General features: G+C 43.3%; 22 protein-coding genes. 3 read left to right on the forward strand and 19 right to left on the reverse strand.

Annotated elements, in window-relative coordinates; genetic code table 11:
* Positions 1 to 11: 11 nt before the first annotated feature.
* From recN to O3642_RS08765, 11 genes are all read right to left on the reverse strand, one after another.
* Positions 12 to 1670 carry a DNA repair protein RecN gene (recN, locus tag O3642_RS08715; protein ID WP_371605809.1) on the reverse strand — a complete coding sequence of 553 codons (1659 nt, stop codon included), beginning with the start codon at positions 1668 to 1670 and terminating at the stop codon, positions 12 to 14.
* A 6-nt stretch (positions 1671 to 1676) separates the two neighbouring features.
* Positions 1677 to 2111 (reverse strand): arginine repressor, encoded by a 435-nt coding sequence (locus O3642_RS08720; RefSeq protein ID WP_003012247.1) that lies wholly within the window; start codon positions 2109 to 2111, stop codon positions 1677 to 1679.
* A complete protein-coding gene (locus O3642_RS08725; RefSeq protein ID WP_371605810.1) occupies positions 2101 to 2919 on the reverse strand; it encodes a TlyA family RNA methyltransferase in 819 nt (272 codons plus the stop codon). Before O3642_RS08725 ends, O3642_RS08720 begins: the two co-directional genes overlap by 11 nt.
* Complete coding sequence (locus tag O3642_RS08730; protein ID WP_371605811.1) at positions 2912 to 3787, reverse strand: polyprenyl synthetase family protein; 876 nt, start codon at positions 3785 to 3787, stop codon at positions 2912 to 2914. Before O3642_RS08730 ends, O3642_RS08725 begins: the two co-directional genes overlap by 8 nt.
* Positions 3784 to 3996 carry an exodeoxyribonuclease VII small subunit gene (locus tag O3642_RS08735; protein ID WP_003006013.1) on the reverse strand — a complete coding sequence of 71 codons (213 nt, stop codon included), beginning with the start codon at positions 3994 to 3996 and terminating at the stop codon, positions 3784 to 3786. The genes O3642_RS08730 and O3642_RS08735 overlap by 4 nt, the downstream gene beginning before the upstream one ends.
* On the reverse strand, positions 3974 to 5314 hold the full coding sequence (xseA, locus tag O3642_RS08740; protein WP_371605812.1) for an exodeoxyribonuclease VII large subunit: 1341 nt from the start codon (positions 5312 to 5314) through the stop codon (positions 3974 to 3976). Before xseA ends, O3642_RS08735 begins: the two co-directional genes overlap by 23 nt.
* Positions 5315 to 5550: 236 nt before the next feature.
* Positions 5551 to 7005: a glycoside hydrolase family 32 protein gene (locus O3642_RS08745; protein ID WP_371605813.1), complete on the reverse strand. Its 1455-nt coding sequence runs from the start codon at positions 7003 to 7005 to the stop codon at positions 5551 to 5553.
* 9 nt (positions 7006 to 7014) lie between these two features.
* Entirely contained in the window at positions 7015 to 7890 is an 876-nt protein-coding gene (locus tag O3642_RS08750) for an NAD(P)H-hydrate dehydratase (RefSeq protein ID WP_155171432.1), read from the reverse strand.
* A 52-nt stretch (positions 7891 to 7942) separates the two neighbouring features.
* Complete coding sequence (locus O3642_RS08755; RefSeq protein ID WP_155171430.1) at positions 7943 to 8716, reverse strand: HAD-IIB family hydrolase; 774 nt, start codon at positions 8714 to 8716, stop codon at positions 7943 to 7945.
* Positions 8717 to 8729: 13 nt separating this feature from the next.
* Entirely contained in the window at positions 8730 to 9584 is an 855-nt protein-coding gene (locus O3642_RS08760; RefSeq protein ID WP_070586413.1) for a bifunctional methylenetetrahydrofolate dehydrogenase/methenyltetrahydrofolate cyclohydrolase, read from the reverse strand.
* A 165-nt stretch (positions 9585 to 9749) separates the two neighbouring features.
* Positions 9750 to 9980, reverse strand: a complete 231-nt coding sequence (locus O3642_RS08765; protein ID WP_003011913.1) for a DUF1797 family protein — start codon at positions 9978 to 9980, stop codon at positions 9750 to 9752.
* 248 nt (positions 9981 to 10228) lie between these two features.
* Here O3642_RS08765 and O3642_RS08770 point away from each other — a divergent pair, with 248 nt between their 5' ends.
* The 3 genes from O3642_RS08770 (at position 10229) to O3642_RS08780 (ending at position 13417) form a co-directional block, all read left to right on the forward strand.
* Positions 10229 to 12487 carry an ATP-dependent Clp protease ATP-binding subunit gene (locus tag O3642_RS08770; protein ID WP_155171428.1) on the forward strand — a complete coding sequence of 753 codons (2259 nt, stop codon included), beginning with the start codon at positions 10229 to 10231 and terminating at the stop codon, positions 12485 to 12487.
* A 110-nt stretch (positions 12488 to 12597) separates the two neighbouring features.
* Positions 12598 to 13047 carry an NUDIX hydrolase gene (locus O3642_RS08775; RefSeq protein WP_155125506.1) on the forward strand — a complete coding sequence of 150 codons (450 nt, stop codon included), beginning with the start codon at positions 12598 to 12600 and terminating at the stop codon, positions 13045 to 13047.
* A gap of 67 nt (positions 13048 to 13114) precedes the next feature.
* Positions 13115 to 13417 carry a DUF1827 family protein gene (locus O3642_RS08780; RefSeq protein ID WP_003012157.1) on the forward strand — a complete coding sequence of 101 codons (303 nt, stop codon included), beginning with the start codon at positions 13115 to 13117 and terminating at the stop codon, positions 13415 to 13417.
* Positions 13418 to 13519: 102 nt separating this feature from the next.
* Here O3642_RS08780 and ileS read toward each other — a convergent pair whose 3' ends face one another.
* The 8 genes from ileS to ftsA form a co-directional block, all read right to left on the reverse strand.
* Positions 13520 to 16312, reverse strand: coding sequence for an isoleucine--tRNA ligase (ileS, locus tag O3642_RS08785; protein ID WP_320910879.1), 2793 nt, complete (start codon positions 16310 to 16312; stop codon positions 13520 to 13522).
* 253 nt (positions 16313 to 16565) lie between these two features.
* Positions 16566 to 17393 (reverse strand): DivIVA domain-containing protein, encoded by an 828-nt coding sequence (locus tag O3642_RS08790; protein ID WP_155125502.1) that lies wholly within the window; start codon positions 17391 to 17393, stop codon positions 16566 to 16568.
* Positions 17394 to 17402: 9 nt separating this feature from the next.
* Positions 17403 to 18194 carry an RNA-binding protein gene (locus O3642_RS08795; protein WP_371605814.1) on the reverse strand — a complete coding sequence of 264 codons (792 nt, stop codon included), beginning with the start codon at positions 18192 to 18194 and terminating at the stop codon, positions 17403 to 17405.
* 6 nt (positions 18195 to 18200) lie between these two features.
* Positions 18201 to 18464 (reverse strand): YggT family protein, encoded by a 264-nt coding sequence (locus O3642_RS08800; RefSeq protein WP_003011858.1) that lies wholly within the window; start codon positions 18462 to 18464, stop codon positions 18201 to 18203.
* Position 18465: 1 nt separating this feature from the next.
* On the reverse strand, positions 18466 to 19095 hold the full coding sequence (locus O3642_RS08805) for a cell division protein SepF (protein ID WP_003011597.1): 630 nt from the start codon (positions 19093 to 19095) through the stop codon (positions 18466 to 18468).
* A 9-nt stretch (positions 19096 to 19104) separates the two neighbouring features.
* Positions 19105 to 19773 (reverse strand): YggS family pyridoxal phosphate-dependent enzyme, encoded by a 669-nt coding sequence (locus O3642_RS08810; protein ID WP_003011742.1) that lies wholly within the window; start codon positions 19771 to 19773, stop codon positions 19105 to 19107.
* Positions 19774 to 19775: 2 nt separating this feature from the next.
* Positions 19776 to 21041, reverse strand: coding sequence for a cell division protein FtsZ (gene ftsZ, locus O3642_RS08815; RefSeq protein WP_003005955.1), 1266 nt, complete (start codon positions 21039 to 21041; stop codon positions 19776 to 19778).
* 15 nt (positions 21042 to 21056) lie between these two features.
* Positions 21057 to 22445 carry a cell division protein FtsA gene (gene ftsA / locus O3642_RS08820; RefSeq protein ID WP_371605815.1) on the reverse strand — a complete coding sequence of 463 codons (1389 nt, stop codon included), beginning with the start codon at positions 22443 to 22445 and terminating at the stop codon, positions 21057 to 21059.
* Between the last annotated feature and the right edge of the window lie 87 nt (positions 22446 to 22532).

Consider the following 22532-nt stretch of genomic DNA (forward strand, 5'->3'; position numbering starts at 1 on the left):
CCTTCTTTCTCTTAACTCTTGAGAAGTTGCTCTGCTTGTTGACGGGCAGCTTCCGTTAGATCCTCTCCTGCCAGCATCTTGGCAATTTCTTCGATTCGTTCTTCTCTATTGAGCAAACGCACAGTAGATACAGTTGAGTGTTCATCACTGATTTTCTCAATATAGAATTGATAATCTGCTGCAGCGATGACTTGAGGCAGGTGAGAAATAGCAAGCACTTGGCCATTTTGACCAATCTTATGAATTTTCGCTGCGATGGCTTGAGCCACGCGCCCAGAGACTCCTGTATCCACCTCGTCAAAGACAATACTGGTTTTTCCTTCTTTTCGAGAAAAAGCAGACTTAATGGCCAACATCAAGCGTGACAATTCTCCGCCAGATGCCACCTTGACAAGAGGTTTAAAGTCCTCACCTGGGTTGGTCGAAATGTAAAACTCGACGGCTTCATTTCCCTCCCGATTAAACTTAGCCTTGCTAAAACGCACTTGAAAACGCGCCTTGTCCATGTAGAGATCTGCCAATTCTTGCTGGATTTCATTTTCCAAAGCTTGGGCCAGGGCATGCCGCTGATCACTCAAATCTTGAGCCAAGGTGACCAAACTCTTTTCCAAACGTTTCAGTTCTTTTTCCAAATCCTCAGACGAGAGGTCACTTCCGGTGAGGAGGCTATATTCTTTGGTGATTTGCGCCAGGTATCCCAAGACGTCCTTGACTTGGCCACCATACTTGCGCGTGATAGAGTGGATCAAATCCAAACGTGATTCCACCTGCATGAGGCGATTGCCATCAAACTCCAGACCATCGACCACATCTTCTAAGCGCTTGGTAATATCCTCAAGGGCATAAAAGGTTTCAGATAACTGGCTTGAGAGCTCTTTGTAGCTGGGATCGTATTCTTCGATGCTTTCCAGATCATTCATGGCTGAGCGAACATTGGAGAGGCTCGAAAATTCTTCTGCATCCAGCATAGTATAGGCATTGGTTAGGGTATCTGCAATCATCTTGTGATTGAGCAGGCGTTGGCGTTCTTGCTCCAGACGCAGGTCCTCATCCACTTCCAAGGAAGCAGCCTCAATCTCTGCAGTTTGAAACTCCAACATCTCAATACGGGCCTTGTTTTCCTGCTGATTGCGCTGGAGTTCCATCACTTGTTTGCGCAGGCGTTTGTAATCTTCAAAGGTCTGACGATAAGCATCTTTAGTTTGGAAAAAGGCTGCATCCCCAAATTCATCCAGCATAGCGATATGCAATTGGGGCCGCATAAGTTCTTCCTGATCATGCTGGCCATGGATGTCCACCAAATGTTGCCCAACTGCCTTTAAGACAGACAAATTCACCATTTGTCCATTGATCCGGCTGACACTTCGTCCATTTTGCAAGATCTCTCGGCGAATGATCAATTCATCGGTCCACTCTAGTCCTTGCTCTTCAAAGAGAGCCGTCAAGTGACGATTGCTCTCAACGGTGAAGAGACCTTCGATTTCCGCTTTTGGGGCTCCGTGTCGAATGACATCCGTCGTTGCACGGCTTCCCAGCATCATGTTCATGGCATCGATGATGATGGATTTACCAGCACCTGTTTCCCCTGTCAGTACCGTCATTCCCTTTTCAAAATTTAAGGAAATCTCTTCGATAATGGCAAAGTTCTTAATCGAAATTTCTAATAGCATAGGCTCTTACCACCCAAAGATTGATTTGAGGATATTCTCTGCTTCTGGAGCTGAATAGGCGATCAGCAAGATTGTATCATCATCTGCGACAATACTAAAGATATGATCCTTATAAATCTCCCGCAAGCGCCGTTTAACTAAAGGAGCTGTCCCTGGAACCATGGTGAAATTGACATATTCTCCCATGCGACGATGAGACAAAATATTGCTTTCGATCATCCCGATCCCTTGGTGGTGCTTGCGTGGCAATTCATAGACATAAGTCATATCTTTCAGAGGACGTTTTACGATACCCAATTCTTTGATATCCCGTGATACTGTCGCTTGGGTTGCTGAGATTCCTTCTTCTTTCAAATGTTCGACGATTTCTTCTTGTGTCCCCACTTCATGATCGCGAATGAAGCGGCGAATTTTTTCTAATCTAATATTCTTACTCTTCATGTTTAAATTCCTTGTGTGCCCGCTCCACAACAGCCTCCAGCTGCTCTGTAGTTGGCTTTGTTTTCTCTTCTTTTTTTTCTAGATACATCAAAAATTCGATGTTGCCATGGCCTCCTTGGATAGGGGAATAATCTACTCCCATTACCGCAAAGCCATGTGTCCCTGCAAAAGCAGTGACCTTTTCAAGAACGGCTAAATGAATCTTAGGATCCTTAATGATCCCATTTTTCCCGATCTGTTCGCGTCCTGCCTCAAACTGAGGTTTGACCAAGGCCACGACTTGTCCATTATCTGCCAAAATCCGGTGAAGGGCTGGCAGAATCAAGTCCAAGGAAATAAAGCTGACATCGATACTCGCAAAGCTCGGTGTCGCTTCAAAATCATCTGGCTCGGCATAGCGGAAATTGAACTGCTCCATCGAGACCACCCGAGGATCATTGCGCAATTTCCAGGCCAACTGATTGGTCCCGACATCCACCGAAAAGACCTGGCTGGCTCCGTTTTGCAGCATGACATCTGTAAAGCCACCTGTAGAAGCCCCAATATCAATCGCAATTTTCCCCTCTACAGATAAACCAAATTGGTTCAGGGCTTTTTCTAATTTAAGACCTCCCCGGCTGACATATTTAAGCTTTTCGCCTTTTAATTTCAACTCGGTTGCTTCATCAATTTTTTCACCCGGTTTATCGAAGCGCTCACCATTGATAACGGCAACGACAAGACCTGCCATCACCCCTCTTTTGGCTTGTTCGCGGGTATCAAATAGGCCTTGTTTATAGGCTAATACATCCACTCTTTCCTTAGCCATCTATTCGTAATCCTTCTATTAATTTCTTGATCGCTCGCGGATCAAAGTCGCAAGTAGCTGTAATCTGATCCAACAAGTCCTCGCAAGCATCTAATTCGCTTGTCAGCAAAGCTTTTGATTCTTCCAATCCCAACAGAGCTGGATAGGTCGATTTTTCAGCCACTAAGTCCTTTTGAGGGGTCTTCCCCAAAGCCTCAAAATCAGCGACCAAATCCAAAATATCATCCCTCACTTGAAAAGCCAGGCCTAATTTTTTCCCGATTTTTTCTAAAAGCTGAGCAATGTCTGCTTGCAACTCTAAAATCAAACCAGCTGCGATGAAAGGATAGGCAAGGAGGCGTCCTGTCTTATTGGCATGGATAGTCTGCAACTCTGCTAATGTGAGCTGTTTGTGCTCCCCTTCCATATCAAGGACTTGGCCAGCTACCATTCCACGACTACCGGAAGCATCTGACAATTCAAGGATCAAAGAGACCTTGACCGCATCAGGAAGGGCACTGGCAGCAATCATCCCAAAGGGATCAAGAAAAAGCGCATCCCCTGCTAAAATCGCCAGGTCTTCTCCGAATTTCTTATGATTGGTCAATTGCCCCCGACGGTAATCATCATTGTCCATGGCTGGCAAATCATCGTGAATAAGGCTTCCTGTGTGGATCATCTCTAAAGCCCCTGCCACTTGAAAGTGAGCCTCCGTCAATTCCTGTCCAAAGGCCTCTAACAATTCTAGAAGAAGCAAGGGGCGCAGGCGTTTTCCTCCTGCCTGGATCGAATAAAGGACCGACTCCACTAAATGGGGGACAACAGATTTTTCCTCATAAAAAGAGCGAACTGCTTGCTCTACTCTATTTCGTTTTTCTTCTTGTCTCATGCTAGATCCGCTTCAGTACCATCTGCTTGCATGACCTTGACCAGGGTTTTCTCTGCTTGATCCAAGGTATCTTGCAATTCTTTTGATAACTTCATTCCTTTTTGGAATTCTGTGATGGCTTCTTCAAGAGCCACATCACCACTCTCTAATTTTTGGACAATGGCTTCCAAATCTGCTAAATTTTCTTCAAATTTCTTTTCTTTCGACATGTTTTACCTCTACTTCTAACTGGCCATCTCTCATGATGAGGGATAGCGGATCCCCTTCTGTTACTTTTGCAACGGAATCTAGGACCTGATCTCCTTTCTTGACCATGGCATAGCCACGCGCAATAATCCGACTGGTATCGAGCATCAAGAGGGCTTCTGATAAGCCTTGCACCTTGATCTTTTGCTCTTTTAGGACTTGTTCCACTCGGCTGGTTAAGATTCTCTTATCTTGGAGCAGGCGATCTTGGTAGCGCTCGATGCGATGCAAAGGAGACATGGCTTCTAGGCGATGACGCAGACCTTGCAGCTGATTGGCCCCTTGCCCATAAGCATCTCGCATCCCTTGTTTCAAGCGCAATTGCAACTGATCAATCTTTTGCAGGTAGCCATCATAGAGTCTTTCAGGCTGTCTAAAAATAACCGATTGACTTAATTTTGCCAAGCGTTCACGATTATAGGCCAAGCGATTGGACATAGCTGTTGCCATGCGATTTTCCTGCTTTTGTAAATGGGACAAGAGATCCAACTTCGTTACTGGAGTGGCCAATTCAGCAGCAGCTGTCGGAGTAGCGGCTCGTCGGTCTGCTACAAAATCGGCTAGAGTCGTATCTGTCTCATGTCCAACACTGGAGATAATCGGAATCCTCGATTCAAAAATGGCTCGCACCACTGCTTCTTCATTAAAGGCCCAAAGATCTTCAATTGAACCACCCCCACGACCGATAATCAAGACATCCAAATCATCCCGTTGGTTGGCTCTTTGAATATTAGCAACCACCTCACTAGATGCTCCTTCACCCTGAACCTTGGTCGGGTAGAGCACAATCTCTACACCAGGGAAGCGTCGGCTCACCGTTGTGATAATATCGCGAATCACGGCCCCACTTTGACTGGTGATGACCCCGATCTTTCTAGGAAATTGTGGCAGAGCTTGCTTCCACCGATCCTGAAAGAGCCCTTCTTCGGTCAACTTTTTCTTGAGTTGCTCAAATTGGATGGCCAAGGCCCCTACCCCATCTGGCTCAGCCTTTTCAATGACAATGGAATAACTCCCACTTGGCTCATAGAGCTGAATGCGACCGATGACGTTGATCTTCATGCCTTCTTCTAGCTCAAAACCAAAGCTTCGATAAACCCCAGCCCAGACCGTTGCCTGAATGACCGCTTTTTCATCCTTTAATGAAAAATACTGGTGGTTGGGACGTTTTCGGAAATTGGAGACCTGCCCTGTCAGATAAACCCTTTCCAAATAGGGATCCTTATCAAATTTTAATTTCAAATATTTGGTCAAACTTGATACGGATAAATAGTTGGACATAGGAACTCCTTTCTGCAGAATATGATCAAGTTTAATTATACCAAAAAACACCAAAAAAGGCTGGCAGACAAAGCGAAATCATGAATTTCCTTTCTCTACAGGCCTCATTTTATTCAAGTTGCTCTCTACTTGTCTGTTTGACACCAGCATCCTTAAAACTCAAGACCAAGTTGGAATACACAAAAAAGACAAGTCACAGTACTTGTCTTTTTATTCTTTAGGAGGCTATTGCTTTCCTATTTTTGATAGGTTTTTACGACCCAATCAACTCCTTCATCTGCCGTGAGGGTATAGACAGGATTCTCAGTCGTTTCATAAAAGGTCATCGAGAGAGTTTTACCATCCACGAATACTTCGATTGAGTTGGTATCGCGAATGATCAAAAAATGATGATCCTTTTCAGCATCCAACTGAATCCATCTCGATTGAAATGCTGGATTTTCTTTTCCAGAAATGGGGTGCCCAAATTGGTCTCGACTTAAGCTAAAGCGTTTTTGAGAGGCGTCGTAAACCAATTGCAAGACACTATCAGGATCGGTTTCATCGCCATATCCAAGGATAAAGGAGCGACCCGGTTTGGTATCTAGCTCAAACAAGGTTTGTTTCCCTCTCGCTGGGATCGTAATCTGATTGCCCTGAACAATGGTTTCTGATGCATGTTCTACAAGAAAGTGTTCTTTCACTGACTCAGGTAACTCCTGAACCAATCGTCCGTCTTTCAAGGACAATTTTCTTGGAAGAGTCATACTACCTGCCCACCCATGAGCTAAATCATGACTGGGGATAGACCGGTGCCACATTTGCATCCAGGCAACCATGTATCGTTCGCCATTTGGTCCTTGACTAGTTTGAGGGGCATAGAAATCCAAACCACCATCCAATTCATCATAAGAATCGACATGAAAGCGCCCTGTTTCCCAATTCATGTCACCGATAAAGGCAACCGTCGAATTTAAATTCCAGTATTTTTCTTGCTGCCTTTCCATTTCAATGGGAGACAGAATCAAGACCCATTTGCCATCTAAAGGGAAGAAATCAGGACACTCCCACATAATCCCTTGCCCTTTTTCACCTTCTAGAAGGACTGATGTAAAGTCCCAATCTACTAGATTACTTGATGCAAATAGGAGAATTTGACCTCTGTCATCTGGCGTCTTAGAAGCAACGACAGCGTAATAGCTTCCTTCGTATTCAAATACTTTAGGATCACGAAAATCTGCAATATCTGCGATCCCCTCAATATGTTGAGCATGGATCACTGGATTAGTAGGCAACTTTTCAAAGGTAATGCCATCTGTCGACACCGCAAGACACTGAGTCTCCTCGCGCTTTTCCTCATCGTCTACATGACCAGTATACAGCAAATAGAGCTTGTCATCTTTCACAATAGCACTACCTGAGAAACAACCATCCTTATCATAGCTTTCACTTGGTGCTATAGCTACTGGTAATTCTTCCCAATGGAGAAGATCTTTTGATTTGGCATGCCCCCAATGCATGGGACCCCAAACACTATCATAGGGATAGAATTGGTAAAACAAATGGTATTCCCCACGGAAATAAACAAAGCCATTTGGATCGTTCATCCAACCGATTGGAGGTAGCAAATGAAATGCTCCTCTATATTGCTGGTCAACCTTCTCCCTGTTTTCATCGATATACTGATTTGCTTTTCGAATGCTTTCCTTCATCTTTTTTACCTACTTCCTATTTTCAGTGCTGGTAACCTGATCTTTGTCGCTCCACTTCTTCATCCATTTGGGGATTTCTTGGCTGATGGTCGTCGGTAGAACCACATAAGCCTCCTTGCTCAAGTCTTCTGCAATGGCTGAATGGAGATAGGTCGCAACCGCCACACGCTCAAAGAGACTGACCTGTGGGAATTGACCCGCAAATCCTGCGATCATCCCTGCCAAGGTATCTCCCATGCCACCTGTTGCCTGATAGGGACCACCAACATCTAGCTGATAGCCTTCTACTTGCCCACTTGTCCAAATGCGGGTGTGTGGCCCTTTTTCTACAATGACAGTCCCTTGAGGAAAGTTCTGTACTGCTCTTCGACTCTTGTCTTCAGTCTGGCTTGCTAGATCAAGCCCTGACAGTTTTTCCCATTCTTTTTGATGAGGGGTAAAGACCAACTGAGCCTCTGGCAGGTCAAACTGAGAGGCTGCAAAAAGACTAATAGCTCCTCCATCTAATATCAAGACCTGCTGGCTAGAGACTTGTTCAAAAATCATGTGCAAGATCGCTTGGCTTTCTCTTGCTTCCTTTAAGCCCGGTCCTACGAGAATCACGCTGGCTTTTTTGAGCTGCTCACAAAGGAGTTCGTGATCTGCCAAATCAAAGCCCATAGCTTCAGGAAGATGGCTATGAAGGGCTGTCAGATTATCAGGATTTGTTGCAACAGTGACTAGACCCGCTCCACTGTGAACCGCAGCAAGCGCCGCCATAATGATGGCTCCCCCATAAGGGTAAGTCCCTCCAATCAAGAGCAGGCGACCAAAATCTCCCTTATAAGAATTCGCCTCTCGCTTCACAATGACACGCTGGATCTCTTCTTTCTCAACTATTCTCATACCTTCCTCATTTCTAGCGAAAAAGGAGAAGCCACGACTCCCCCTCCATCTTTTATTTTCCTCTGAATTCTGCAAAGACTTGCAAGATCTTAGCAGCCACAGCTTGTGGTTGATTTTGTTTGGCTACCAATTGATCATCCGCATAAGGCCGAAGGGCTGGAAAATCACCAATCTGAACTGCATAAAGAGCTTTTTCAAAGAGCTCGATATCATTTTGATCATTGCCAAAAGCCACGAAATTCTCTCCACAGAGTTCTTCTACGGTTGTTGCTTTATGCGTATCTGCTGGATTGAGATAGATGCATTTTTCATGCGCATGATAGCGGATATGGGCCTTGTCTGTCTTTTCGATTCGCTCGATGATCTCATCCACGAGCTCCTCATGGCCACCCATATAGATCACAACCTTAATCGGATCTGTCAGCTCCTCTAACGAACGATACTGGGCTTTCTTGAGAGGGTCTACATTAGCAACAAAAGGAATCTTTTCCAAAATCTGTCCGCTATAATCAAAGGTATCATCCACAAAAAATGGTAGATTGTAATGACGACAAAAGCCAAGGACTTCCCGATACACATCTTTGTCCAATTGTTCCTCATATACTAATTGTCCCTGACGATAGGCCAATCCACCATTTAAGCCTATCACGAGTTGTTGACTCAATGGATCCCCTAAAAGGTCCAAGCAGTCCCGGTAAGAACGTGCAGAAGCAAAGGCAACTTCATGGCCAAATTCTTCTGCTCTCAATAAGACCTGTTTGATTTCATCATCGATTGTGACACCATCGAATGACAGGGTTCCATCTAAATCAAATACAAACTTCATCTTGTTCACACTTTCATTTTTTTAAGGCACGAACAGCTGCTTCGTAGGTCTGCTCCATCAGCATGGTGACGGTCATAGGACCAACTCCTCCTGGTACCGGGGTAATATGACTGGCCAAAGGGGCAACGGAGTCAAAATCGACATCCCCACACAATTTGCCATTCTCATCACGATTCATTCCGACGTCAATGACGACGGCACCTTCTTTCACGAAGTCTGCTGTTACAAATTTCGCACGACCGATCGCAACAACCAAGATATCTGCTCTTCTAGCAATTTTAGGCAGATGATGGGTCCGAGAATGGGTCAAGGTTACCGTCGCATTTTTGGCGAGGAGCAACTGCGCCATTGGTTTCCCAACGATATTGGAACGACCAATCACGACTGCTCGCTTCCCTTCTAGATCAATCCCATACTCTTTGAACATCTCCATGATGCCAGCAGGTGTTGAAGGGACCATGAGAGGATTTCCAGCCCACAAGCGTCCCATATTCAATGGATGAAAGCCATCCACATCTTTTGTCGGATCAATGGCTAAAAGGACTGCATCCGCATCGATATGCTTAGGCAGTGGCAACTGAACCAAAATCCCATGCCAAAGGGGATCTTGATTGTAGTGTTCGATCACTTCTAATAACTCAGCTTGGCTGATGCTTTCAGGAAGTCGTCTCACTTCACTCCGAAAGCCTGCCGCAATAGCAGAACGCTCTTTATTTCTTACATAGATTTTGCTAGCTGGATTATCTCCTACCACGATTACAACGAGGCCAGGCACAACTCCTGTCTCTTCTTTTAATCGTGCTGTTTTCTTCGCAATCTCACCCTGTAATTTTGTAGCGAGCGCCTTCCCATCAATGATTGTCGTCATGTCAATTCTCTTTCTAGTCAAGTAATGAAAATAGTCCTCTCTATTATAGCAGATTTCAACTCTCAAACCTAACTGTTCCTGCTTAGAATTTCTTATAGACGAAAACTATAACCAGATGGACAAAAAATGAGCTTGAGACCACCCCAAACTCATCCACTCAGCTACTTAGTAAAGTAATTCATAAATTTCCATTGCAATTAAATCAATGCTATCAAATGTATAGGTTTCACGCGCTTTAACATCACGAAGTGTAAAGGTTGAACCTTCTTCTTCATTGTGGTTATAGGCTACTTCAGCGACAACAACACCGTCACGTTCAAAATTACGTTTTAAGTTTCCACCGTCTTTTGTCATCGTCTCCAAACGGTTAATAATCCGTACTAAATGTGATTCCATTTTATTTCTCCTCTTTACTTTCTACTCTCCTATTTTATCATAAAAGAGAAAGCTCTTCCAATAAAAATTCACATTTTTCCATTGATTTACTCTCTTCTTCAATCCTTAGCGACATTCCGTAGCAAATTCTTGCAAACTTCTAGAATACTGATATAATGAAACTATAAATCTTTGACTATTTTTGACCTTTTAAAAATAGGCTCGTCTCTTGATGGAAAACCATCAAAAACCTACTGTGAGGTATGTATATGCTTTGTCAAAATTGTAAAATAAATGAATCAACCATCCATTTATATACAAATGTAAATGGACGTCAGCAGCAAGTAGACCTCTGTCAAAATTGCTATAAAATTATGAAAACAGACCCAAATAACAGCTTCTTGAAAGGCATGAGCCAACGGAGTCAACTCACTGGAGATCCTTTTGAAGATTTCTTCAATAACCTTGGAAACTTCCAAAGTCCGCAAGAACCTCAAACTCCTCCAACTCAATCCGGAGGCAGTTATGGAGGTGGCGGCTACGGCCAAAACAATAACCGTGGTGGTGGTCAAGACCCTCGTCAAGCACGCCCTCAAAAGCCAAAAGGTCTTTTAGAAGAGTTCGGCATCAATGTCACAGAGATTGCCCGCAAAGGGGATATTGACCCTGTCATTGGCCGTGATGAAGAAATTATCCGTGTCATCGAAATTCTCAACCGTCGAACCAAGAACAACCCGGTTCTGATTGGAGAACCCGGGGTCGGAAAAACTGCCGTTGTGGAAGGCCTGGCTCAAAAAATCGTTGATGGCGACGTTCCACATAAATTGCAAGGAAAAGAAGTCATCCGCTTAGACGTCGTCAGCCTCGTTCAGGGCACAGGCATCCGTGGTCAATTCGAAGAACGCATGCAAAAATTAATGGATGAAATTCGTCAACGCGAAGATGTGATTTTGTTCATCGACGAAATCCATGAAATTGTTGGCGCAGGATCAGCCGGCGAAGGCAATATGGACGCTGGAAATATCCTCAAACCAGCCTTGGCGCGTGGAGAACTCCAATTAGTTGGGGCTACTACCCTCAATGAATACCGTATCATTGAAAAAGATGCGGCCTTGGAACGTCGGATGCAGCCCGTTAAGGTCGATGAACCAACGGTTGAAGAGACCATCACTATCCTCAAGGGCATCCAGAAAAAATACGAAGACTACCACCACGTCCACTATACAGACGGGGCCATCGAAGCGGCAGCTATTCTGTCAAACCGCTACATCCAAGATCGCTTCCTGCCAGACAAGGCCATTGATTTGTTGGATGAAGCAGGGTCTAAGATGAACCTGACCCTAAACTTTGTAGATCCAAAAGTGATCGACCAGCGCTTGATTGAAGCGGAAAACCTCAAAGCTCAAGCAACCCGCGAAGAAGACTTTGAAAAAGCAGCCTACTTCCGTGACCAAATCGCGAAATACAAGGAAATGCAAGGTCAACATGTCACCGATCAGGAAACCCCTGTCATCAGCGAAAAAACGATTGAACACATCGTTGAACAAAAGACCAATATTCCTGTTGGTGATTTGAAAGAAAAAGAACAGTCTCAATTGATCAATCTGGCTTCTGATTTGAAAGCTCATGTGATTGGTCAAGACGATGCCGTAGATAAAATCGCGAAAGCCATTCGACGCAACCGTGTCGGCCTAGGATCGCCTAACCGTCCGATCGGAAGCTTCCTCTTTGTCGGACCTACCGGTGTCGGAAAGACCGAACTGTCTAAACAATTGGCGATCGAGCTCTTTGGCTCTGCAGACAATATGATCCGCTTTGATATGAGCGAATACATGGAAAAACATAGCGTAGCAAAACTAGTCGGAGCTCCTCCGGGCTATGTTGGCTACGATGAAGCTGGACAACTAACGGAAAAGGTCCGTCGCAATCCTTACTCCCTCGTGTTGTTGGATGAAGTGGAAAAAGCCCATCCAGATGTCATGCACATGTTCTTGCAAGTCTTAGATGATGGCCGTTTGACAGATGGTCAAGGCCGTACTGTCAGCTTTAAAGATACTATTATCATCATGACCTCTAATGCTGGAACCGGTAAAGCTGAGGCCAATGTTGGTTTTGGAGCTGCTCGCGAAGGTCGAACCAACTCTGTACTTGGAGAACTCGGGAACTTCTTTAGCCCTGAGTTCATGAACCGTTTTGATGGCATCATTGAATTCCAACCTCTATCAAAAGAAAACCTTCTTCAAATCGTTTCCCTCATGCTCGATGAAGTCAATCAACGTCTCGCACAAAATGAGATTCATCTGGATGTGACAGAGAAGGTCAAAGAAAAATTGGTCGATCTGGGTTACGATCCAAAAATGGGGGCCCGCCCACTCCGTCGTACCATCCAAGACCATATCGAAGATGCCATTACCGATTATTACCTGGAACATCCAAGTGAGAAACAACTCAAAGCCGCCATGACCAGCAATGGGAATATTAGCATCAAAGCTGTTCACAAGACGGCTGAAAAGAAGTCAGAATCATAATCAGTAAAGGTACATTCAGAGACTGGAAAATCCAGTCTCTTTCTTTTTTCCCTCCAGATTTTTGCTAAAAAATATGATATAATGATGAAAAAATAAGAAAAGAGAAAACCATGACCATTCCAAGTTTTGGTGAAAAAAAACAAGATGTGACCTACGTCAATCGCTATGGTGTCTACGCTGTTATTCCCAATAAGGACAAGGATCAGATCATCCTCGTTCAAGCTCCAAATGGGGCTTGGTTCTTGCCTGGCGGGGAAATCGAGGCAGGTGAAGATCACTTGCAAGCTCTGAAACGGGAACTGATCGAAGAATTAGGCTTTACCGCTGTTTTAGGGCAATACTATGGCCAAGCAGATGAGTATTTCTATTCCAGTCATCGCGACACCTACTACTACAATCCTGCCTATATTTATGAAGTAGTGGATTATACAGAGGCTCAAAAACCACTGGAAGATTTTAACAATCTTGCTTGGTTTCCTGTAGAGGAAGCTATTGAAAAACTCAAACGTGGCAGTCACAAATGGGGCATTGAACAGTGGAAAAATACCCACAAAAAATAAAGGAATTCTTTCACAAAAATTAAAAAAGTGCTATAATAAATGAAGATAGAGGTTAGGAGGAACTCATATGAAGCTCATTAATACCACAAATAGTCATGCTGCACTGGTCAAAAGCCAACTTGCCAGCACTGACGCCTTGCTTGTCGAGGTTTATTCCGCGGGCAATACCGATGTTGTTTTTACACAGGCCCCGACACACTATGAATTATTGATCAGTAACAAACACCGAGCTATTCGTGAAACTGAAGTAGAAAAAATTCGTGAGTTCTTTTTAAAACGTAAGATTGATCTTCAAATCATTGACCAATCCGCTATTAAAACCCTCTACTCCGATAAACTAATTGAAATTTCCTTTCCAATTACAAAGTAAGGCCAATTTGCCTTACTTTTTTTATTTCCTTAATGCATGAATCTATACACCATTTTAGCCATTAAAAAAGAAGTTCCTTTATGGAACTTCTTTTAATGTATTTTATTTAGCTTCAAATCCTTCTGCGACTGCGTCTGCAAAGTTCTCTTCGACGATGCTTGCACAGTGATCACAGATGGTTGCATGGTAGTGACGTTCAGCCGTTGTTGGATCGATGCGACGGCAACGCTCACAAACTTCACCAGCGGCACGTTCAACCGTGAAGGCTACATCTTCAAAGGTCACTGCACCTTCTGGAGCTGGGCCTTCTGCGATAATTAATTCAGAAACAATCAAGAGTTGAGCAACATTGCTATCAACAGCTCCAAGAAGTGTTTTCACAACTTCATTTGGATAAACTGTCAAATGAGCTTCAAGTGATTTACCGATCACTTTTTCATTCCGCGCTTCTTCCAAGGCTTTTTGAGCTTGACCACGGAAGTCCATGAAGGCTGACCAAGTATCCAAGATTTCTTCTTGGTTGGCAAACGTTTGAGCTTCTGGCAATTCTGACAACTGAACGAAGTCTTCTGCTTCAAACTCAAGATAGGACCAGATTTCTTCAGCAGTGTGAGGAAGAATTGGCGTCAAGAGTTTCGTGATTTTCACAAGGATATCATAGAAGACTGTTTGCATTTGACGGCGTTCAAGTGATTTTGCACCTTCAATATAGACAACATCTTTGGCAAAGTCAAGGTAGAAGGCAGACAAATCAACGTTAATAAAGTTAACTAGCGCCTTGTAGATCGTCAAGAATTCGAAGTTTTCATAAGCATCACGGATGGTCTTAACAAGTTGGTTAAAGCGAATGGTCATGTACTTGTCAACTGAACGAAGCTCGTCATAAACAACTGCATCCTCAGCTGGGTTAAAGTCAGAAGTGTTGGCAATCAAGAAACGAAGAGTATTCCGGATCTTACGGTAAGTCTCAGACACTTGGCTCAAGATATCCATTGAGATACGCACGTCATTACTTGAGTCTACACTAGTTACCCAGAGACGCAAGATTTCAGCACCAAATTGCTTTTCAACATCACTTGGAGCAATGGTATTTCCAAGAGATTTAGACATCTTCTCACCTTTCCCATCCAAAGCAAAACCTTGAGACAAGATTTGTTTGTATGGTGCAACACCATGGTTCGCCACAGATGTGATAAGAGATGAGTTGAACCAACCACGGTATTGGTCTGAACCTTCTAGGTAGAGATCCGCTGGATATTTGAGTTCAGGACGGTTAACGACAACCCCATTCCATGATGAACCTGAGTCAAACCAGACGTCCATGATATCTGTTTCTTTTGTAAATTCGCCATTTGGTGAACCTGGATGCGTAAATCCTTCTGGCAAGAGGTCTTTCGCTTCACGCTGCCACCAGATAATGGAACCATGCTCTTCAAAGAGTTGCGCTACATGTTCGATGGTTTCAGCCGTCATGATTGGTGTTCCATCTTCTGCATAGAAGATTGGAAGAGGCACACCCCAGGCACGTTGACGAGAGATGACCCAGTCACCACGGTCACGAATCATGTTGTAAAGACGGACTTTCCCCCATTCTGAGTGGAATTTAACTTTTTCAATTTCGTCCAAGATATCTTGACGGAATTTCGATACTGAGGCAAACCATTGTGGAACTGCACGCCAGATAATTGGTTTTTTCGTCCGCCAGTCAAATGGGTAGGAGTGAGAGATTTCTTCTTGAGCAAGGAGCAAATCGCCAAGTTTTTCGATAACCGTTGGAACAACCTTGTCATAGAACTGACCTGCAAAGTCAGGGCCAGCATTCTCCATCATGATTCCGCGTTCGTTAACAGTAACAGCAACTTCGAGACCATTGGCAATCCCTACATTGTAGTCATCCTCACCAAAACCAGGAGCAGTATGGACGATACCAGTACCTGAATCAAGGGTTACATGCTCACCAAGGATCACCAATTCATCCACTTCAGGATCCCATGGGTGTTCTGTAACGATATGGTTCAATTCTTTCCCTTGGTAAGTCGCAAGGACTTCAGCATTTTCCCAACCGAATTTTTCAGAAAGGCTTGGCAAGAGCTCAGATGCTACGACATACTTGCGGTCAGATCCAGCAGGTTTCACTACGACATAATCAAACTCTGCCCCCACCGTCAATCCACGAGAAGCTGTAACAGTAAATGGAGTTGTTGTCCAGACAACGATGTAAGTGTCTGTATCTAGGACACCCTTACCATCTTTAACCTTGTTCGCATAGTAAAGAGACGTTGATACCAAATCATGGTATTCAATCTCTGCTTCAGCAAGGGCTGACTCAGAAGACCAAGACCAGTAAACTGGCTTAGCCCCACGGTAGATATAGCCTTTATTGGCCATTTCACCAAAGACGCGGATTTGCGCTGCTTCATAGTCAGGCGTCAAGGTTACATAAGGATGCTCCCAATCACCTGAAACACCTAAGCGTTTAAAGTCTTCGCGTTGTTTATCTACTTGAGAAAGAGCGTATTCACGGCAGAGTTTCAGGTACTCAACCAAGTCCATTTCTTTACGTTTCACACCTTGTTTGGCCAAGACTTGCTCAATTGGCAAACCATGGGTATCCCAACCTGGAATATAAGGGGCGTAAAAGCCTGACATAGACTTAGAACGAACAATGATATCTTTTGAGATCTTGTTCATGGCATGCCCTACGTGAATATTTCCGTTAGCATAGGGAGGGCCATCATGAAGGGTAAAATGCGGTTTTCCTTCATTCAACTCTTGACGGCGTTGATACAATTTTGCATCTTCCCATTCTTTTTGCCAAACTGGTTCCTTCGTTGGAAGCCCAGCCCGCATTGGAAAAGCTGTTTTCCCAAGATTCAATGTTTCTTTGAGTTTCATTGTGTCTCCTTATTGATTTAAAAGCTATAAAAAAAACACGAGCATCCTAAAAAGGACGATTGCTCGTGGTACCACCTTTGTTCGAGAAGTCGCAAGCGACCTTCTCCTCTCATCCCGTAACGAGGGAAACGTCCGTTCTTACTCAAGGGTTCAGAACGAATACTGTAAAAGGATCATCCATTAAGAGGGAGTGCAGATCTTCCACCATCATCTGCTCGCTAGACCTATCATTAATGGACCTGTTTTTACAAAATTATAAAATATTGACAGATTCACGATTTGCATCATCTTCAGGTTGAACAGTTTCTTCAACCTCAACGACTTCCTCATTTTCATGACGAGTGTGCTCTGCTTCTTCTAAAGCGGATTGAACTTTTTCATTCAAACCTTCAAACGCTTGTGTTGCACCCAATTCTAAATTAGCAGCTTCGATTCGTTTTTGCAATTCTTCGATTTCAGCTGGAGAGAATTGACGAGTCAAATCAATGTTATCATCTTCTGCATGATGATGGTGAACTGATTCACCCAAAGCTTTCTCCACAATTTCACGGAAAGCTTCATCACTTGTTTGAATGTACATAGCTGTTGGACGAAGAATTTCATCCCATTCAGGTGTATCGATAATACTCAATTGGCTTTCGATTGTTGATTTCAAACGTTGATGGAAGACGCGTGTCTTGTTCTTCAATTCCTCTGTTTCAACGGCAACCTTCTTGGCATTATCCGTTGCATGACGAAGGATTTCATTTGCTTTTTGTTTTGCTTCATCTACTAAGTGCTGTGCATCTTGTTCAGCTTGACGAACAATATTTTCAGAACGTTCGTTAGCTGCTTGTTTCACACGTTCCGCAGTATCTTGTGCAATCAAAACAGATTGACTCAATGAATCTTTCATTTCATCAAAATAGTTTAAGCGTTCTTCAAGAGCTTGAATTTTTGCTTCTTGATCATGATTTAAACGAACAAGATCTTCATAATCGCGAACAACGATATCTAGGAATTCTTCTACTTCGTTCGCATCATACCCTCTAAATTTAACGCCAAAAGTTTTATCTTTAATTTCTAAAGCAGTAAGAGCCATAACTCCTCCTCATTTTTTACTTAAGAGTACTTCAACAGTTACTTTATATTTTCCACTCTTTGAAATACCATTTTCAGAAACAATTTTAAGACGCCCAAAGCGTCGGACACTGACTAAATCATTCAGACCTACAGAATAGCTAACATTGGAAGTAGTCGCATAGTTAACTTTCACTAGACCAGAACTAATCAACTGACTAGCTTGTGAGCGCGAAAGCTTGAAGGTCCCAGCAATCACCTTATCTAACCGATAACTCGACACGAGAATATCTCGCTGCTGGCTTTCTTCCTCTACGATCATTTGTTCAGATAGAGGAACTTCCCTCAGCTTAACAGGTACCCGAGAAATTTTCTGGATGTGATCCATGAAATAGTGAACAAAACGCTGTTCAACAAATACTTGGATCTTTCCATCACTCGTCAGAATATCTCCAAAGGACTTGCGCTCCACACCTAATTGGTGAACAATGGTCCCCAGTACCTGGGAATGGGTCAAGTGATGAAATTTTGAAGCATAGACCATTTCCAATAAGGCCAGATCAAAGTCACTTGGATCTAATTGGTAATAATCTGAAGCAACAATAACCTTAGCATACTCCATTTTCTGCTCATCACTGGAAGCAAAGACCTGTAACTGGTAGCTTGCCGCGACATTTCGTAAAATAGTGACCTGATGAGGGTTTAAAAAACCCGTCACCTCAACAGAATAGCGTTTCACCACTCTTTCAGACAATTCAATACAGCGATCAATGAATTCGTGATCTTCGCGATTGAAATGTTGGTAAATCTCTGTCTGTCCCATCGTATTCTATCCAATCAAAAGTAGGAACAAGCGGGCTAATAACTGATTCATCAAGTTCAAGACTAAAAGTGCTACTAGAACTGTAAAATCCAAGCCCCCAAACTGCAATGGTAACTTTCTAAAAAGGCTCAAAAATGGTTCAACTAGGCGGTGAACCATTTGTCCAAGAGTACTCTGAGGTGCCCCAGGGAACCAAGATAGTAAGGCATAGATGACAAGAATGATGGAATAGATTTGAATGATATTTGATAAGTATTGAAAGATAACCATCTTAACGATTACGTTTCATATCATAGTCAAATTCTGTCACTTCCACATCATTTGGAAGGCGGATATCTTCAATGTTAACGACTACATTAATTGGAGTCAACAAGTACATGGTACTTGCAACACGACGAAGATTTCCTGCTAAAACATAACGAGCCCCATCCAAATAATCTAAACAACGACGTGCTTGTACTTCAGTCATATATTGGAAGTCAATCAAGATACTCTCATTAGATAGTAATAGATCAACAATTTCAGTCGCTTCCTCGTATTTGCGGGGATAGCGTACATCAATGGTAATCTTTTCATCTGTATTCGCACGATTGGCAGCCAATTCACGTTGACGTTCATGCAAGCGAGTAATATTCTCAGATGTATTTTTCGTTGTTGAAACAGGTTCCTTCACTGCCGCTGTAGACACTGGATTCGTAACAGGTGCGACAGGAGTCGGTTTTGGTTTTACTGGTTCTCTTTGACTAATCTGCGGACGTGGAGAAGTCACTTGAGGAGTCGGCTGTGGCTGTGGAACTGGTTGTGTTTCCGCCCCAGCTGCTTTTGCCTCATGAACTTCTACTTCTTCACCGTCTTCTGTGAAGTAGTCAATAAAGTTGTTAAATTTATCTTTTAATGACATAGTTCTTTCCTATTTAAAAAATGATGTCCCAATTCTAACATAAGTCGCTCCGTTCGCAATGGCTACTTCAAAGTCACGACTCATACCCATACTTAGTTCTGAAAAAGGCATATTTTTTAATTGTTTCTTTTCTAGTTGTTTCTGAAGTTGGTGAGTTTTTGAAAAAATATCCTGCAACTCTTCTTGACTAGCCTCAAAAGGAGCCATCGTCATTAAACCAACAATTTCAATTTTGTCCAGCTGTGCGATTTCCGCTAAAACATCATCCAGTTCATCGGGTGCAAATCCATGCTTACTTTCTTCACCAGAAATGTTCACTTGGAGGAAACACTTGATTGGGTGTTCTGCTCGCTTTTGAATTTCTTGAGCCAGCTTCACCGAATCCAAGGCATGAAAGTAATCGACGAGATTGATCACGTCTTTTACTTTCCGCCGTTGGAGGCTCCCAATCAAGTGCCAAGTGAGGTCATACTCTTTTAAAGCTTGATACTTTTCTAGGAATTTATCGACACGATTTTCACCGATATGTTGGATACCTGTTTTCACCAGTGCTTCTGTTGTAGCAACATCCACATACTTGGTGACAGCTATCACATTAACTTGATCTTGACGGTTAGCTTTGTTTCTTGCTGTTTCTACTTGTTGCCGAACAAGATCAGCATTCTCTACCAGATTCATGATTAACGATTCCGGAAGAATGGTGGTGTTTCCAATTCATCATCATCTGAAGATGAATCTACGTAACGATCAACTTGATGTGTTGATGTTGGTTCAGTTTGGCGAACGATATTCTCACGACGAATATCCCAATCACCAAAGGCTGAGCCACGGTTTGGTTCTACCGCTGGACGACTTGGAGTTGTTGGCAATTCAACATCTTGTTTCAAATCAAATTCACGGTCAAATGGTGCAGCTTGTGGACGTTGTTCACGTGGTCCTGTTTTATAAGGACGTTGTGAGGAAGCAATTCCGCTAACGCGTTCTACCTTGTCTTGACGGACACCAGTTGCAACAACTGTCACGCGGATTTCATCTTTAAGAGATTCATCAATAGATGTACCCAACCAGATGTTCACTCCGTGACCTGCAGCTTGGTTCACAATTTCTGAAGCTTCTTCAGCTTCGATCAATGTCATATCCAAACCACCTGTTACGTTGACGATCACGTCTTCTGCACCATCAATTGTAGTTTCAAGAAGTGGAGAGTAAATTGCTTTACGAGCCGCTTCGATAACGCGTTCTTCACCGCTACCAACACCAATACCCATGAGGGCATTTCCTTTGTTTTCCATAACGGTCTTCACATCTGCAAAGTCAAGGTTGATCAATCCAGGACTTGTGATCAAGTCAGTGATCCCTTGAACACCTTGACGAAGAACGTTATCTGCTTCACTCAAAGCTTCAAGAAGCGGTGTCTTCTTGTCTACAATTTCAAGCAAGTTGTTATTAGAAATAATCAACAAGGTATCTACATGCTCGCGAAGTTCGTTGATCCCTTCAATAGCAAAGTTGCCACGTTTTGAACCTTCAAACCCGAATGGACGAGTCACAACGGCTACTGTCAAAGCACCTACAGCTTTGGCAATACGAGCAATGACTGGTGCAGCACCTGTACCAGATCCTCCACCCATCCCTGCAGTGATGAAGACCATATCTGCACCTTGCAAAGCTTCTGTTAATACTTCTTCGCTTTCTTCAGCCGCCTTACGACCAACTTCAGGTTGACCTCCAGCACCCAATCCACGAGTCAATTTTGGACCCAATTGGATAACTGTTTCAGCTTTTGCACTTGAAAGTGCTTGAACATCTGTATTAGCTGCGATGAATTCTACACCGGCAACGCCTTCGTCAATCATACGATTGATGGCGTTTCCGCCACCGCCACCGACACCGATTACTTTAATTACTGCACCTTGTGCCGCTGCTGTGTCAAATGAAAATGTCATAAATACTTACACTCCTTAATCAAACATATTACCGATCAAATTTTTCATTCGGTCTGTGAATGTAGTTTTTGGTTCTTGTTTGCTATCATTGCTTGCTGCTGGAATTCCTTGAGCATCCACTGGAGATTCAATCTTCTCAGCATTGTATGCAGGTACTACCGGTTGTGCTGGAGCAGCAGGTTGTGGTTGTACTTGTGGTTGCACAGGACGATCAAATTGAATCGGTTGTTGACGCAAGACTTCGTCTCCATGAACCGCAGCTTGAGCAATAATATCCACATCTGTCAAATTGCCTGCATATTCAGACAAGCTAATCACATGGGCAAAAGCTGGATTGCGAATTCCAATTTGATTTGGAACAAACAATTTCACATTTACACCAAAGACTTCTTGAGCCAATTCTTCAACACCAGGAAGGATCGCACCTCCACCGATAATCACAATACCACCAGGAAGATCCAACAGATGCCTTCTCTCAAGGTCTTGCTTGATTTGCTCAAAGATGTGTTTAATACGTGCTGAAATGATTTCAGCTAAGTACTTCTCTGTAACTTCAACCGGCTCTACTTCACCGATGACTTCTACATGGAAGACTTCGTTCCCAGCAGATGGTACATAAGCTTCACCGTAGTTGAACTTCAAGCCTTCTGCCAACTTTTGAGAAGTCTTCAATACTTTAGAAATATCTTTGGTAACGTAATCGCCACCTTCTTGGTAGATATTTGTAAATTGAAGTTCTTGATTTCGAACAGATGCCACTGTTGTTTGGCCACCACCTAGATCAATCACCGTTGCTCCGAATTCACGTTCACCTTCGTTCAAGACTGTTTTGATCATAGCAAGTGGGGAAATGATGATATTTTCAACTTGCAAGCCTGCACGTTCAACGGTTTTACGCAAATTGTGCAAGATTGTACGAGGTCCTGTATAAAGAAGGCCACGCATTTCAAGTCGGATCCCCATCATTCCGCGTGGATCACGGATTCCTTGGAAACCATCAACTGTGAATTCCTCAGGAATGAAGGTGATTACTTCACGATCCGGTGTCATGCTTTTTGTGAGTGCAGATTTGACAACATTTTCAACATCTGCATCTGTGATTTCTTTTGAATCACTTGTGACTGGAATCATTCCTTGAGTTGCTTCGATTTGTAGTAAGTTTGCAGGCAACCCAACATTGACTAGATTGATTGAAATCCCTGCTTTTTCTTCAGCTTGGCTGATTGCATTTTTAATTGCATTTGAAGCAGCTTCGATATCTACTATAATTCCATCTTTGACGCCAGCACTTTTTGCATTGCTGACTCCAATTACATTCATTTCTCCATTGACATGTTCTGCCACCAATACTTTTATTGAACTAGTACCGATATCTAAACCTGTAAAAAAGCCGTCTCTAGCCATTACACCAGTCCTCTCTCTTTATTTGTTTTCACTTTACATCTATTTATAGCCCTTTTAGTTGGAACTATCCAAACTTCATTATATCAC

Origin of the sequence: Streptococcus sp. 27098_8_66, from assembly GCF_041431945.1 — a bacterium.
Lineage (GTDB): Bacteria > Bacillota > Bacilli > Lactobacillales > Streptococcaceae > Streptococcus > Streptococcus dentalis.